The organism is Flavobacterium crocinum, from assembly GCF_003122385.1.
Lineage (GTDB): Bacteria > Bacteroidota > Bacteroidia > Flavobacteriales > Flavobacteriaceae > Flavobacterium > Flavobacterium crocinum.
On sequence record NZ_CP029255.1, the window covers coordinates 4,833,393 to 4,847,126 of the forward strand.

10 protein-coding genes are annotated in these 13,734 nt (G+C 36.0%); 5 read left to right on the plus strand and 5 right to left on the minus strand.

The annotated features are described in order from the left end of the window. The first annotated feature begins 296 nt into the window (after nucleotides 1-296). From HYN56_RS20685 to HYN56_RS20700, 4 genes are all read left to right on the plus strand, one after another. On the plus strand, nucleotides 297-1,478 hold the full coding sequence (locus HYN56_RS20685) for a glycoside hydrolase family 88 protein (protein ID WP_109193922.1): 1,182 nt from the start codon (nucleotides 297-299) through the stop codon (nucleotides 1,476-1,478). A gap of 4 nt (nucleotides 1,479-1,482) precedes the next feature. Then, nucleotides 1,483-3,891, plus strand: coding sequence for a glycoside hydrolase family 2 protein (locus HYN56_RS20690; RefSeq protein ID WP_109193923.1), 2,409 nt, complete (start codon nucleotides 1,483-1,485; stop codon nucleotides 3,889-3,891). A gap of 175 nt (nucleotides 3,892-4,066) precedes the next feature. After that, nucleotides 4,067-5,863 carry a glycoside hydrolase family 2 protein gene (locus HYN56_RS20695; protein WP_109193924.1) on the plus strand — a complete coding sequence of 599 codons (1,797 nt, stop codon included), beginning with the start codon at nucleotides 4,067-4,069 and terminating at the stop codon, nucleotides 5,861-5,863. Between the two features lie 97 nt (nucleotides 5,864-5,960). Then, nucleotides 5,961-6,524 (plus strand): DUF2911 domain-containing protein, encoded by a 564-nt coding sequence (locus HYN56_RS20700; protein WP_109193925.1) that lies wholly within the window; start codon nucleotides 5,961-5,963, stop codon nucleotides 6,522-6,524. 89 nt (nucleotides 6,525-6,613) lie between these two features. Here HYN56_RS20700 and HYN56_RS20705 read toward each other — a convergent pair whose 3' ends face one another. From HYN56_RS20705 to HYN56_RS20715, 3 genes are read right to left on the minus strand one after another with little or no spacing between them, the layout of a single operon-like run. Further along, entirely contained in the window at nucleotides 6,614-8,815 is a 2,202-nt protein-coding gene (locus HYN56_RS20705) for a xanthine dehydrogenase family protein molybdopterin-binding subunit (RefSeq protein WP_109193926.1), read from the minus strand. 8 nt (nucleotides 8,816-8,823) lie between these two features. After that, complete coding sequence (locus HYN56_RS20710) at nucleotides 8,824-9,804, minus strand: FAD binding domain-containing protein (protein ID WP_109193927.1); 981 nt, start codon at nucleotides 9,802-9,804, stop codon at nucleotides 8,824-8,826. Further along, a complete protein-coding gene (locus HYN56_RS20715) occupies nucleotides 9,782-10,438 on the minus strand; it encodes a (2Fe-2S)-binding protein (protein ID WP_109193928.1) in 657 nt (218 codons plus the stop codon). The genes HYN56_RS20710 and HYN56_RS20715 overlap by 23 nt, the downstream gene beginning before the upstream one ends. 299 nt (nucleotides 10,439-10,737) lie before the next feature. On the opposite strand from HYN56_RS20715, the gene HYN56_RS20720 reads away from it, so the two are divergent. Then, nucleotides 10,738-11,886, plus strand: a complete 1,149-nt coding sequence (locus HYN56_RS20720) for a cysteine desulfurase family protein (protein WP_109193929.1) — start codon at nucleotides 10,738-10,740, stop codon at nucleotides 11,884-11,886. A gap of 114 nt (nucleotides 11,887-12,000) precedes the next feature. Here HYN56_RS20720 and HYN56_RS20725 read toward each other — a convergent pair whose 3' ends face one another. Beyond that, nucleotides 12,001-12,603 (minus strand): nucleotidyltransferase family protein, encoded by a 603-nt coding sequence (locus HYN56_RS20725; RefSeq protein WP_240622606.1) that lies wholly within the window; start codon nucleotides 12,601-12,603, stop codon nucleotides 12,001-12,003. After that, a complete protein-coding gene (locus HYN56_RS20730; RefSeq protein ID WP_109193931.1) occupies nucleotides 12,593-13,711 on the minus strand; it encodes an XdhC family protein in 1,119 nt (372 codons plus the stop codon). Before HYN56_RS20730 ends, HYN56_RS20725 begins: the two co-directional genes overlap by 11 nt. Nucleotides 13,712-13,734: the final 23 nt, after the last annotated feature.

Consider the following 13,734-nt stretch of genomic DNA (forward strand, 5'->3'; position numbering starts at 1 on the left):
TATCTGTATTTTTAGATACCCTTTTTTGTATTTCTATATCGTTTTCGGCTTCTACATTTGCGATATGAAAATCAAAAAAACAAACTTCCTGTTATTGCAGATTCTATTTGTCATTCTCATAATCGGAATGAGTTTATTGCTTTTCTACTTTACCTAAACTTATTAACCTTAAACCTAAAAATCAATGTTTACAACCGTAAAAAAAACCAATTTAAATCAGCTTTTTTCTGATAGCTAATTCATCCAGTTCACAACTAAAATTTAGTCCCGATACTAAAAAAATATATTATTTAAATATGAAGAATGTTAGTTTCATTTCTCTGGTTCTTGGGTTTGCATCGCTGGCAACAGCATGCAAATCCGGAATTAATTCTCAAACAAAAAATCCACTATCAGTAAATAATCTGCTGGATACACGTTACAAAATGCTGTTGGATTATCCGGTTGATTCTATGTCGATGCCAAGAAGTATGAACATCAAAACCAATGAAATCCGTAAAGTTCCGTCAAAAGACTGGACAAGCGGTTTTTTTGCCGGAAACCTTTGGCAGTTATACCGATTGACGGGAGATTCAAAATTCAAAGAACAAGCTGAAAAATGGACTGCTTTCAGCCGAAAAGAAAGTTACAATAAGAATTCACACGACATCGGTTTTAAAGTATTTTGCAGTTTTGGAGAAGCCCTGAAAGTAGAAAACAAAAAAGAATATGAAGCTGTAATTATTAAAGGCGCAGAAACTTTATGCAAAAGATTTGATCCAAAAGTAGGTTCAATTCGCTCCTGGGATTTCAATAAAGAAATCTGGGATTATCCGGTAATCATTGACAACATGATGAATTTAGAATTGCTTTTTGAAGCTTCTAAATTATCCGGAAATCCAAAATACCGAAACACTGCCATTCAGCACGCCAATACGACATTGAAAAACCAATTCAGAGAAGATAACAGTTGTTATCATGTCATCGATTATGACCCTGTTTCAGGAAAAGTTAGAAAAAAAACCACGCTTCAGGGTTATAATGATGATTCTGTTTGGGCTCGAGGTCAGGCTTGGGCGGTTTACGGTTTTACAATGGCGTATCGTTATACCAAAGACGAAGCTTTTATAAAACAAGCCGAAGCTACTGCCCTTTTCTTTATGGCAAATAAAAACCTGCCGGAAGACGGAATTCCATATTGGGATTTAAAAGATCCTAGCATTCCAAATTCGGCACGTGATGTATCTGCTGCAATGGTCATGGCTTCTGCCTTATACGAGTTGTACGGATATACTAAAAAAGATAATTATCTGGCTTTCGCCGATAAAATGATGAATTCCGTTCAAAGTAAAAACTACATTTTAGATTCTAACATTAAGGCTCCATTTCTCTTTGATCACAGCACAGGAAACTGGCCAAAACAAGATGAAATTGATGAACCAATAATCTATGCTGATTATTATTTTCTAGAAGCTTTATTAAGAAAAAAAGCCTTATAATCTTATGAAAAAACGACATTACAATACATTTTCAATTTTTGCGCTTTTTGTTTTGTTTCAAATTTGTCTGAGCAGTTTTGCTCAGACAAAAAGGAACATTAATGACAATTGGCTTTATTTAGAAAATGATACCCCAAATTTAAATGAAGCACAAAAAGCGTCCAACTGGACTTCTTTAAACTTACCTCATACCTGGAACGCCGAAGACGCAACCGATTTATACCCCGGTTATCGTCGTGATGCAAGCTGGTATCAAAAAAAATTAAATATTCCGCAGATCGACAAAAACAGTGTTTATTCTTTATACTTTGAAGGATCAAATGTGACTACAAAAGTATATGTTAACGGAAAAGAAGCGGGAAGCCATATTGGCGGTTATATTGGTTTTTCTATTGATATTACCAACTTCATCAAAGAAGGAAACAATGACATTTTTGTTCGTGTAGACAATAGCTACGATATCGAAATTATTCCGTCTCAAAAAAGTGATTTCTTTATTTACGGAGGCATTACACGCGATGTATGGTTGATTTCACAATACAAAAATCATATTGATGACGTAAAGATAACAACACCAGAAGTTTCAGCTAAAAAAGCTTCTGTACAGATTGTTTCTTCATTTGTAAATTCAGATAATTCAAAAGATTTGTCGTTAACGGTTACGCTTTCAAATCCGAAAGGAAAAAAAGTAGTCAGCAAAACCATTCCTGTTTCAGCTAAAACTTCAACAATTACTTTTGAAAACATCAAAAATCCTGAGCTTTGGTATACTGATAATCCAAACTTGTACAAACTGACAGCTGTTTTATCAGAAAAAAATCAAATCCGAGACAGTGTTTCTGAAAAAGTAGGCTTCAGATGGTTTGAATTTAAAGATCATGGGCCATTTTACCTTAACGGAAAACGTCTGCTTATTCGAGGAACTCATCGCCATGAAGAACAAGCCGGAGTTGGCGCTGCGATGAGCAACGAACAGCATTGGGCTGATATGAAATCAATTAAAGAAATGGGTGCTAATTTTGTCCGTTTAGCGCATTATCCTCAGGATCCTGAAGTTTATAAAGCCTGTGATGAACTTGGTCTTTTGGTTTGGGATGAATTGCCGTGGTGCCGAGGCGGTATTGGAAATGAGGTTTGGAAAACCAATACCAAAAACATGCTGGAAGAAATCATCAATCAGAATTACAATCATCCGAGTATTGTTATCTGGTCTTTAGGAAACGAAATCAACTGGCTTCCTGATTTTCCTGATGGAGATAATGATAAAAGAACCAATGCTTTCTTAACCGAATTAAATGATTTGGCGCATAAATTGGATCCAACCCGAAAAACGGCTATCAGAAAATATTATGAAGGTTCTCATATTGTAGATGTATTCTCTCCTTCTATCTGGTCTGGATGGTATTCCGGAAGTTATAAAAGCTATCAAAAAGCAATTAACACTTATAAAAAAGAATACAAACATTTTATTCATGCTGAATATGGCGGTGACAGTCACGTAGGTCGTCACAGCGAAAACCCTGTTACAGGGGAAAATGTGATAAAAGCAGAAGGCTGGGAAGAAGCTATTGTTCAGACTAAAGTGGCTAATATTGCCCAAATTGGAGACTGGAGTGAGAATTACATCGTGGATTTATTTGACTGGCATTTGCATGTATCTGAAAATGATCCAGAGTTTGTGGGTAATATACAATGGGCATTCAAGGATTTTGCAACGCCTTTACGTCCGGAAGATGATATTCCGTACATGAATCAAAAAGGACTTACAGATCGAAATGGAATTCCGAAAGATGCGTATTATGTATTTAAAAGTTATTGGGCAAAAGAACCTTTCACTTACATAGAATCACATACCTGGACAGAACGTCAGGGTCCTGAAAATATCCCAAGAACTATCAGCGTTTTCAGTAACTGCGAGAAAGTAACTTTATTTCATGACGGAAAATCATTGGGCGAAAAACAACGCAATCTTTCTCTATATCCAGCCAATGGCTTAACCTGGGATGTTACCTTCAAAAAAGGAGAAAATATTCTTCTTGCGATTGGCAAAAATAAAGATGGAAAAACCGTTTCAGATACTTTAAAAGTGAATTATCGTTTTAATAAAAATGATACCGCTTCTTCCCTGCAATTATCTGCAGAGAAACTGAAAAATGGAAATTTTTTAGTAACAGCTATTGCGATTGACAATAACAATTTACGTTGTCTGGATTACGAAGAAAGTGTCTATTTTCAATGTTTAAAAGGTGGAAAAACATTAAAAAATCAAGGAACGCCAACTGGAAGCGAATCCATCAGAATGGCAAATGGAAAAGCATCTATAGAAGTGATTCCTGATGGCTCAGGAAAGCCAATTGAAATGACAGCACTCAATCAAAGTTTCAAAGGGGAATATTTGAAGGTTGAACCTTGATAAATTTAACCGCAAGGTTCGCAAAAGTTTACGCAAAGTTCGCAAATTATTCATGCTTTGCATTTTAGCAGTTTTGCGAGAATAAAAATAGAAAGTCTTAGCGAACCTTGCGTAAAACCTTGCGCCCTTTGCGGTTAAGCCTCATGCACAATTACAAAAACAAATTAATACAAAAATGAAAAAACTATTAACCGCGTTACTCCTAACCTCATCCGTTTTGGCGTCTGCACAAAATCTAATATCAAACGTTCCAAACCGAAATACCACTTCGTTAAACGGTGTATGGAATTATATTGTCGATCCTTATCAAACCGGCTTTTACAGCTTTCACCTTGATCAATACGACAAAAGTGAAAAACCGGCAAAAGGAGCTTTTTTTACGAATTATCATGCTCAAAACAAGCAGGAATTAGTAGAATATGATTTTGATAAATCGCCAACAATCAATATTCCGGGTGACTGGAACTCGCAGGTTACAGAATTAAAATACTACGAAGGAAATGTCTGGTTCAAAAAGTCTTTTGATTATAATTTAGATTCCAACAAACGCCTTTTTGTTTATTTGGGAGCCATTAACTACAAAGCCGATGTTTATTTAAACGGAAAAAAACTAGGAACACATGAAGGTGGTTTTACTCCGTTTAACTACGAAGTGACTTCAATTGTAAAACCTGTCGGAAATTATCTCGTTATTAAAGTAGATAATACACGTCATAAAGAAGATGTTCCGACAGTAAATACCGATTGGTGGAATTACGGTGGAATTACGCGTGATGTAACTTTAATTGAAGAAGAAAATTCTTTTGTGGAAGATTATAATATTCAGTTGAAGAAAGGGGATGCAAATGTTATTTCCGGTTTTATTAAAATCAATAATTTCAATCCGGCACAAAATCAGGTTTCTATTTCTATTCCGGAATTAAAAATCAATTACAAAGGAAAAATTGGTGCTGATGGAATTTTAAATTTTGAAATTCCTGCGAAAAAAATCTCTTACTGGTCACCGGAAAATCCAAAGTTATATGACGTGACTGTTGACTTTAACGGAAAAAAATTAAATGACAAAATTGGTTTCAGAACGATTGAAACAAAGGAAGATAAAATTCTTTTAAACGGAAAACCTGTCTTTTTGCGCGGCATTTCGATTCACGAAGAAAATGCCAAAGGCGGACGCGCCAATTCTCAGGAAGATGCTTTACGTTTATTGAACTGGGCAAAAGAATTAGGTTGTAATTATGTTCGTCTGGCACATTATCCGCATAACGAAAACATGGTTAGAGAAGCAGATAAAATGGGATTAATGGTTTGGGAAGAAATTCCGGTTTACTGGACAGTGGAGTTCAAAAATGAAAACACCTATAAAAATGCCCAGGATCAGTTAACCGCAGCGATTACAAGAGATAAAAACAGAGCCAGTATTGTTATTTGGTCTATGGCTAATGAAACTCCGGTTTCTGACGCTCGAAATACTTTTATCACAAATTTGGTAACTCATACAAGATCATTAGATAAAACAAGATTAATCAGCGCAGCCTTATTATCACATAATGGAAAAATTGATGATGAAATTGGTAAATCGCTTGATATTATTGCTTTCAACCAATATTTGGGATGGTATGGCGGTAACTTAGAAAATGCTGAAAAGACATTCTGGACTACGCCATACAACAAACCTGTTTTTGTTTCTGAATTTGGAGGTGATGCCAAAGCTGGTTTCCATGGAGAGAAAAACGAACGCTGGACAGAGGAATATCAGGAATATCTGTACATTCAGAATCTAAAAATGATTGAAAAAATTCCTCATTTAAGTGGAACAAGTCCGTGGATTCTGGTTGATTTCAGATCTCCAAAAAGATTACTTCCGGGTATTCAGGATGGTTACAATCGTAAAGGCTTAATCTCAAATGATGGCGAGAAGAAAAAAGCATTTTACATCATGCAGAACTGGTACGCAAAAAAGAGTAAGGAATAACGAGTATTACCAATTCATTAACAAAAAACAAACTGGAATTATATGATTTTTCTTCATTATTAATTTACTTTGTAATAATTCTAAAAATTGTAATCCTATGAAAAAATTATGTTTATTGGCAGTTACATTGTTTGCTGCTTTTACAGCTCAGGCACAAGATGTGGTAAAATTTGCTCCGCTTGATGCCAGTCCGGTTGATATCTCTTATTTTCCAAACAAAGCAGTTAAATTCAAAAAAACAGACAATCCAAATCCGGTTGTAAAAGTTACTTACGCAAGACCTTCTGCAAAAGGAAGAACTATCTTTGGTGACGTTGTAAAATTTGGTGAAGTTTGGAGAGTTGGTGCTAATGAAAATACCGAAATTAAATTTTACAAAGATGTAACTATCGGCGGTAAAAAAGTTCCTGCGGGATACTACAGTTTATTTGTAATACCTGAAAAAGATAAATGGACAGTAATCATCAACAAAGAATTAGATTTATGGGGTGGTTATGCTTATGACGAAAGCAAAGATGTGGTTAGAGTTTCTGTTCCTGTAAAACCAGTTTCTACTCCAATCGAGGCTTTATCAATTGCTTTTACAACTCAGGGCAACGTTGCAAATCTTGTTATTGGCTGGGATAAAACAACCGCTGAATTGCCAATTACGGTTAAATAAGTTTTAATGATATATGCCGCGAAGGCATAAAGTCGCAAAGTTTTTTTTAAGCTTTGCGACTTTTTAACCCTCTTTAATCTGCTAAAAATTTAAGCAACAGTTTCTATAATTTTATCCAACGTAATTGGTAAATCTCTAACACGTTTTCCGGTTGCGTTAAAAACGGCATTTGCAATTGCGGGTGCCATTCCAACCAAAGCAGTTTCACCCAAGCCTTTTGTTCCCATCGGATTACTGATTGGGTCTTTTTTGTTTACAAAGAAAACTTCCTGTTTCTCAATATCAGCATGAACCGGCACATGATAATCAGCAAAATTATTATTGATTGGACGTCCAAAACGATGATCGATTTCCAGCGCTTCCATCAATCCCATTCCGATTCCTCCTACTGCACCGCCAAACATTTGTCCGGCAGATGTTTTTTGATTGATTACCGTTCCAATATCGGCACAGGAAACCACATGTGCCAATCGTATTTTACCCAGATTCGGATTCACTAAAACTTTTACAAAGTGCACTGAAAAAGAATAAATGGAATATTTCTTCGCTTCTTCGGCCGCTTTAGACAGATTTTCAACTTCCAATCCTTCTAATTTGTTTGCAGTAAGTAAAGAGGTTAAAGCAATAGACTTAGAACTATTATTCTTAGCAGCAATCAAACCATTTGCAAAAGTTAAATCTGTTATAGCGATTCCTTTAAAAACCGGATTTTGAGCTGCCAATTCCAAGGCTTTACTAACCAATAAATTACAAGAATCATGAACTGCAGAACCAACCGATGAAGTTGTAGCCGATCCTCCTTGAGTTGGGCCTTTTGGCAATCCGCTTTTTCCCATTTCCACAATGACATTTTCAGCAGGAAGTCCTGTTATTTCTGCACCAATTGCAGTCATCATTGTTGCTGTTCCTGGTCCCATGTCATTGACACTACATTGCAGCACTAAATTACCATCTGGTAAAAATTTTGCTTTTACCGAAGTTGGACTTCTGTAACAGCCAAAAGTCCCCGTTCCCATTCCGTAACCAACAAGCCAGTTCCCTTCTTTAACAGAACCAGGTTCATTTTTACGGTTTTTCCAGCCAATACGTTCCATTCCGCCTTCATAACATTCCAGAAGATATTTACTGCTCCACGGTTTATTTTGTTCCAAATCTTTTTCAGCATAATTCAGTTTACGGAATTCGATTGGATCTAAGTTTAATTTATAGGCCATTTCATCCATCGCACATTCTAAAGCAAACGAACCCGTTGCTTCTCCCGGGCCACGCATCCAGATTGGTGTACAGGTATCCAAAGGGACAATTCTATAACGTGTAGAAACATTGGCACAATCATAAATAAAACGGGACATGTTTACCGTTCCTTCCATAAAATCCTCATAACTGGAAGTCATTGCTACAGCTTCATGAGTCAAGCCTGTCAGTTTACCTGCTTTTGTAGCTCCAAGACCCATTTTCTGAATCGTAAAAGGTCTGAAACCTACATTGGTAAACATCTGTTCGCGATGTAAAACTAATTTCACCGGACGATTTAATTTTTTTGCGCCCATCAAAGCAGCGATTTCATAAGGCCAGGTATGTAATCCCATTCCAAATGCACCTCCTAAATATTCAGAAAACACCGAAACATCATCAACTGGAACATCAAAAACTCCGGCAACACTTCTTCGTGTCCCTTCCACTCCTTGACTTTTAGTGTATAAAGTCGGTTTATTTCCATCCCATTTAGCAATGATATTCGCTAATTCCATAGGGTTATGAACCTCAGTTGGAATCGTATATTCGGCTTCTAAAACAACTTCTGCATTTTTGTAGCCGTCATGTTCTCCACGATGGTAATCGTTTCCTTTTTCGGTATCTATTTTTTTCTCTTTATCAGCCGCTTTTTGAAGATCTGTCGAATGTTCTTCTTTAAAATAATCTGCTTTAATCAGACTCGCTGCATATTGCATACGTTCAAAAGTATCTGCAATAACCAAAGCGATTGGCTGATCGTAATATAATACCGAATCGTCTTTAAAAATTTGCAGCGGCTGCCCAAAGTTACGTTTGTCTTTTGCTTTTTGATATCCTGAAGGTTTATCGACATTTAAATGTGTAATGACGGCCAGAACTCCCGGTGCCCATTCTGCTTTTTTAGTATCAATACTTTTGATTCTTCCTTTTGCAATGGTACTTCCCACCAAACAACCATATACCACACCTGCTGTTTTATATTCAGCAGAATACGTTGCAGCACCCGTGACTTTAGCAAATCCGTCAACTCTATTAATATTACTTGTCTTGCTCATAATTCTAATTATTTTGATGCTGCTATAGTAAGTGCTTCTGTTATCGTATTGGCTCCAAGCGTAATTTTAAAATCATTTCCGCCGTAAGTTCTGGCCCCTTTCATTGCTAAATCACCCGCTTGTCTAAAAACTTCTTCTGAAACTGTTTTTCCTTTTAGAAATTCCTCTGCTTCAGTCAATCTCCAGGGTTTATGCGCCACACCACCCATGGCAAGTCTGACATCATTTATCACATTATTTTTTAAATCCAATGCCGCAGCAACAGAAACCAATGCAAAAGCATAACTCGTTCTGTCACGAACTTTCAGATAATAAACATTTTTAGTAAAATTATGATCCGGAATTTCAATAGAAGTAATCAGTTCTTTTGCTTCCAGAGTATTGTCTTTTTCAGGTGTATTTCCTGGCAGACGATGGAAATCTGTAAATTTAATTTGTCGTTTTCCTTTTGGTCCTTCAACTAAAACTTGCGCATCTAAAGCCGCCAAAGCAATACACATATCACTTGGATGAACGGCAATACAACTATCTGAAGCTCCAAAAACAGCATGCATTCTGTTGGAACCGCCAATCGCACCACAACCGCTTTTAGGAGTTCTTTTATTACACGGCATATCGGTATTATAATAATACGAACATCTTGTTTTCTGCAGCATATTACCGCCAACTGTTGCCATGTGTCTGATTTGTTGAGAAGCTCCCGCTGCTAAAGCCAAAGACAATAACGGATGTTTTTCTTTTATTGCACCATCTTCGGCAACCTGACTGTTTTTGGCCAAAGCACCTATGGAAACTTTACCTTTTAAAAACTCAATTTTCTTTAAATCCAGACCGTTAATATCAATTAGTTTGTCTGGCGCAACAACATTCTTTTTCATCAAATCCACCAGATTTGTTCCGCCTGCAATAAACATCGCTTCTTTCTCTTTGCTGATATTCGTTACGGCCGAAGCTGATGATAAAGCTCTAATTATTTGGAAATTTTTCATAACTCTTCCCTCCTTCCTTCACTTCCGTTATAGCATCTACAATATTATGGTAAGCACCACATCTGCAGATATTACCACTCATATATTCTCTGATTTCTTCTCTGCTGTTAGCATGTCCTTCCTTTATACAGGCAATTCCCGACATGATTTGTCCAGGCGTACAATAACCGCACTGAAAACCATCATGTTTGATAAAAGCTTCCTGCATTGGGTGTAGTTTCTTTCCTTTCGAAAGACCTTCAATAGTGGTAACTTCTGCATTTTGCTGCATGGAAGCTAAAGTTAGACAAGATAAAATTCTTGTTCCGTTGACATGAACTGTACAGGCACCACATTGACCGTGATCGCAACCTTTTTTGGTTCCGGTAAGCTGTAATTGCTCTCTTAGTAAATCGAGCAAGGTAGTTCTTGGCTCAATATTAAGATTGTGCTTTTTGCCGTTTACTTCAATAGATAGCGGTACTGTCTCTAAATACTCCGCTATTTTTTCATCCCATTTATTCTCTGAAGCCATTACCAACGAAGGTGGTGTAAAGGCAAGCGCAGTAAAAAGCCCCGATTTCTTTATAAAGTCGCGGCGGGAATTGGAGTCATTCTCCGTTACTTCTTTCGGATTGTTTTTTTTAGAAGCCATTCTATCTATCTTTAAATTAGCAAAATCACTTTGGTATTCTAACAAATTTAACAATCTTAAATCACAAAAAGTTATGAAATTCAAACATTAGGCTTATTTAGAATAATTACAATTTTTATTTAACCGCAAAGAACGCAAGCTTTTTTACTATTTACACCTTAATAAAAACGCAAAGTTCGCAAAGCTTTATCGATTCCAGATTTGCGAACTTTGCGGTTAATTATGATAAAAAACTTTGCGTGCTTTGCGGTTAAAAAACGTCTTAAAATTGTACTTTTACAAGACCAAGCTTTTATTTAATGTCACATCAACAAAATATTTATCTGGATAATAATGCCACGACTCGTGTTGATGAACGCGTTTTGAATGCAATAATTCCTTATTTCACAGATTTGTATGCCAATTCTACAAGCAGTCATATTGCTGGATTAACAATAAACGAAGCTGTAGAAAATGCTGCCTGGCAGGTTGCTGATTTAATTAATGCCAATGCTGAAGAAATTATTTTTACTTCCGGCGCTACAGAAGCTATCAATTTAGCCATTAAAGGTCTCGCAAACCAAGACAAAAAACATATTATTACAATTCAAACAGAACACAAAGCAGTTCTTGAAACTTGCCTTTTTATGGAAAATATTGGTTTTGATGTCAGTTATTTACCTGTTGATAGAAATGGTATTTTAGACTTTCATTTTCTAAATCAAACTATTACAGATAAAACACTGATTTTCATTGGAATGTTTTCGAATAATGAAACGGGTGTTATTCAAAATATGCTTGAAATTTCTAAACTGTTGAAAAGTAAAAATGTACTTTTTATGTGTGATGCGACACAAGCAGTTGGCAAAATTCCAATTGATGTCAAAACTTTAGGAATTGATCTTTTAACTTTATCTGCGCATAAATTTTATGGCCCAAAAGGAATTGGTGCCTTGTATGTTTCGGCGAAAGCCAAAATCAAACTGATTCCTCAAATTCTAGGCGGAGGACAACAGCGAAAACTACGCAGCGGCACGCTCAATGTGCCTGGAATTATAGGTTTAGGTAAAGCATCTGAAATAGCTGTAAATGAATTAGAAAAAGATTTAGATAGAATTTTTCTATTGCGAAATAAACTCGAATCTGGCTTATTGCAATTTAAAGGTTCTTTTGTCAACGGAAGCATTCCAAACAGAATTTATAATACTACCAATATTTGCTTTCCGGGTGTGAATTCAGAACAGCTTATTATGGCATTGGGAAATATTTCGGTTTCTAATGGTTCGTCTTGTTCTTCGGTTACTTCTGAGCCTTCACATGTTCTGAAAGCGATGGAGCTATCTGATGAAGAAGCTTTGAGTTCCATTCGTTTTAGTTTGGGACGATTTACTACTGATGAAGAAATTGATATTACTGTTGAGCGGGTTTTATCTTTGGCTCAGCAATTGGTTTTGCCACGAAGGCACTAAGGCGCTAAGTTTTTTAATCTTGCAAAGTCACCAAGTTTTTTTTTGCCACAGATTTCACAGATTAAAAGGATTAAAAAAAATGTTGCTTTGTCAATTTGCTACTTTTTCTCTCTCTTACGAAATCAGTTTACTATAATCATCCTCTGTATCGATATCTACATTTCCTTTTTCAAATGAAATCGAGGCAGTGTCTTCTGAATGTTTTTTAATGAGTTTTTTTGCTCCTTCCTGTCCTGTTAAGTTCAATAATTCTTTAAAATATTTTTTATCGAATAAAACCGGAGTTCCCAAAGTTTCGGAATATGCTGAAGCGATAATTCCTTTTTTGGTTTTATCCTGTTCGATTATAAGATTTTCAAATATTAAATTCGTCACAAAAGGCTGATCGCAAACCGCAAAAATACATTGCTCACAATCGGGATTTATGTTCAATAAATCACTTAATCCTTTGACAATTGAAGATGACATTCCGTTTTGCCAATCTGCATTTAAACAAATTTTTATTTCAGGAAAATTAAACTCTTTTTGGATCGTATCGTGGTTTGCACCTGTTACAACTAATATTAAAGCATTTTTGATCTTTAAAGCTTCGGAAATCGTGTTTTTTAAAAGTGTCGATTCTTTGTATTCCAGCAATTGTTTGGGACGGCCTAGTCTGGAAGAATTTCCAGCGGCCAAAATGATGATTCCTGTTTTATTTTGAAATTTATCTTTCATACGGCACCTCATCATGAATTTTTCCTAATTTGTATTTTAAAGAAGTTCCAGTCTTTCCTGCTGAAAAAGCTTTAATTTCTGCTACAACAGATAAAGCAATTTCTTCTGAAGTTTCTGCTCCAATATCTAAACCAATCGGACTGTAGATGCGTTCCAATTGTTCGCCGTTAAGCTTTATTCCTTCATTTTCAAGATCATCCAACATTCGGTTTAACTTGGTTTTAGGACCAAGAATTCCGATGTATTTACAATTGGTTTCCAAAAGCTGTTTTAGAACCGCTAAATCATATTTATAATTGTGGGTCATTAAAACAAAATAAGTCTGCTCGTCAATTATAATATTTTCCAGAAATTGTTCGGACTTAGCAATCTGAACTGTATCTGCCTTTGGAAAACGCTTTTCTGTAGTATGTGTGGCACGTCCATCGCCAATAGTAATTTTCCAGCCCAATATAGAAGCCATTTTTACTAAAGGCTGTACATCATTTCCAGCTCCGGCAATTACAAGAGAAATTGGCGGATTGATATATTCAATTAAAGCTTCGTTTTCAGTTTGAAGTTTTCTTACTATTGATATTTTGGTTTGCAACACTTCTTTCGCGTAAGCAATCAAATTTAAAACTTCGTCATTGTGATTTAAGACTGGACTGTCTTTTCTAAAAAATAGGGTCGTTCCTATTTGAAAAGCGTTTCTTTTGAGTGAAAAAACAGTAACAATTACGGCTTCTTTTCTTTCTAATTCTAATTGTTTTAAAAGCTTGATCGGATTATTCGATTCTTCATCATCAATATATTCAAAAAGGATATGAACAATTCCGTTACACCCCAACTGTAAACCTAGTTCAGCATCATCTTCATTACTGGTATTATAAGTTATAAGCTTGTTTTGTTTTTGATGAATGGCAAGCAATGCTTTTCGAAGAGCATCTCCTTCCAGACATCCGCCGCTTATTGCACCAGTTAGCTGGCCATCTTCTGTAACAAGCATACGAGCTCCAGGCTGACGGTAAGAGGATCCTTCAACTTTAACCACTGTGGCCAGAGCTGTTTTCTTATCTTCCGATTTTGCTTTTGAATAGGCTTTAAGAATTTCGCTAATTTCTTTCATAAAAAATACTATTACCTACCAAA

Coding starts and splice junctions, on each gene's coding strand:
- HYN56_RS20685 (WP_109193922.1), top strand. CDS start 297: ATGAAGAATGTTAGTTTCATTTCTCTGGTTCTTGGGTTTGCATCGCTG.
- HYN56_RS20690 (WP_109193923.1), top strand. CDS start 1,483: ATGAAAAAACGACATTACAATACATTTTCAATTTTTGCGCTTTTTGTT.
- HYN56_RS20695 (WP_109193924.1), top strand. CDS start 4,067: ATGAAAAAACTATTAACCGCGTTACTCCTAACCTCATCCGTTTTGGCG.
- HYN56_RS20700 (WP_109193925.1), top strand. CDS start 5,961: ATGAAAAAATTATGTTTATTGGCAGTTACATTGTTTGCTGCTTTTACA.
- HYN56_RS20705 (WP_109193926.1), bottom strand. CDS start 8,815: ATGAGCAAGACAAGTAATATTAATAGAGTTGACGGATTTGCTAAAGTC.
- HYN56_RS20710 (WP_109193927.1), bottom strand. CDS start 9,804: ATGAAAAATTTCCAAATAATTAGAGCTTTATCATCAGCTTCGGCCGTA.
- HYN56_RS20715 (WP_109193928.1), bottom strand. CDS start 10,438: ATGGCTTCTAAAAAAAACAATCCGAAAGAAGTAACGGAGAATGACTCC.
- HYN56_RS20720 (WP_109193929.1), top strand. CDS start 10,738: ATGTCACATCAACAAAATATTTATCTGGATAATAATGCCACGACTCGT.
- HYN56_RS20725 (WP_240622606.1), bottom strand. CDS start 12,603: ATGAAAGATAAATTTCAAAATAAAACAGGAATCATCATTTTGGCCGCT.
- HYN56_RS20730 (WP_109193931.1), bottom strand. CDS start 13,711: ATGAAAGAAATTAGCGAAATTCTTAAAGCCTATTCAAAAGCAAAATCG.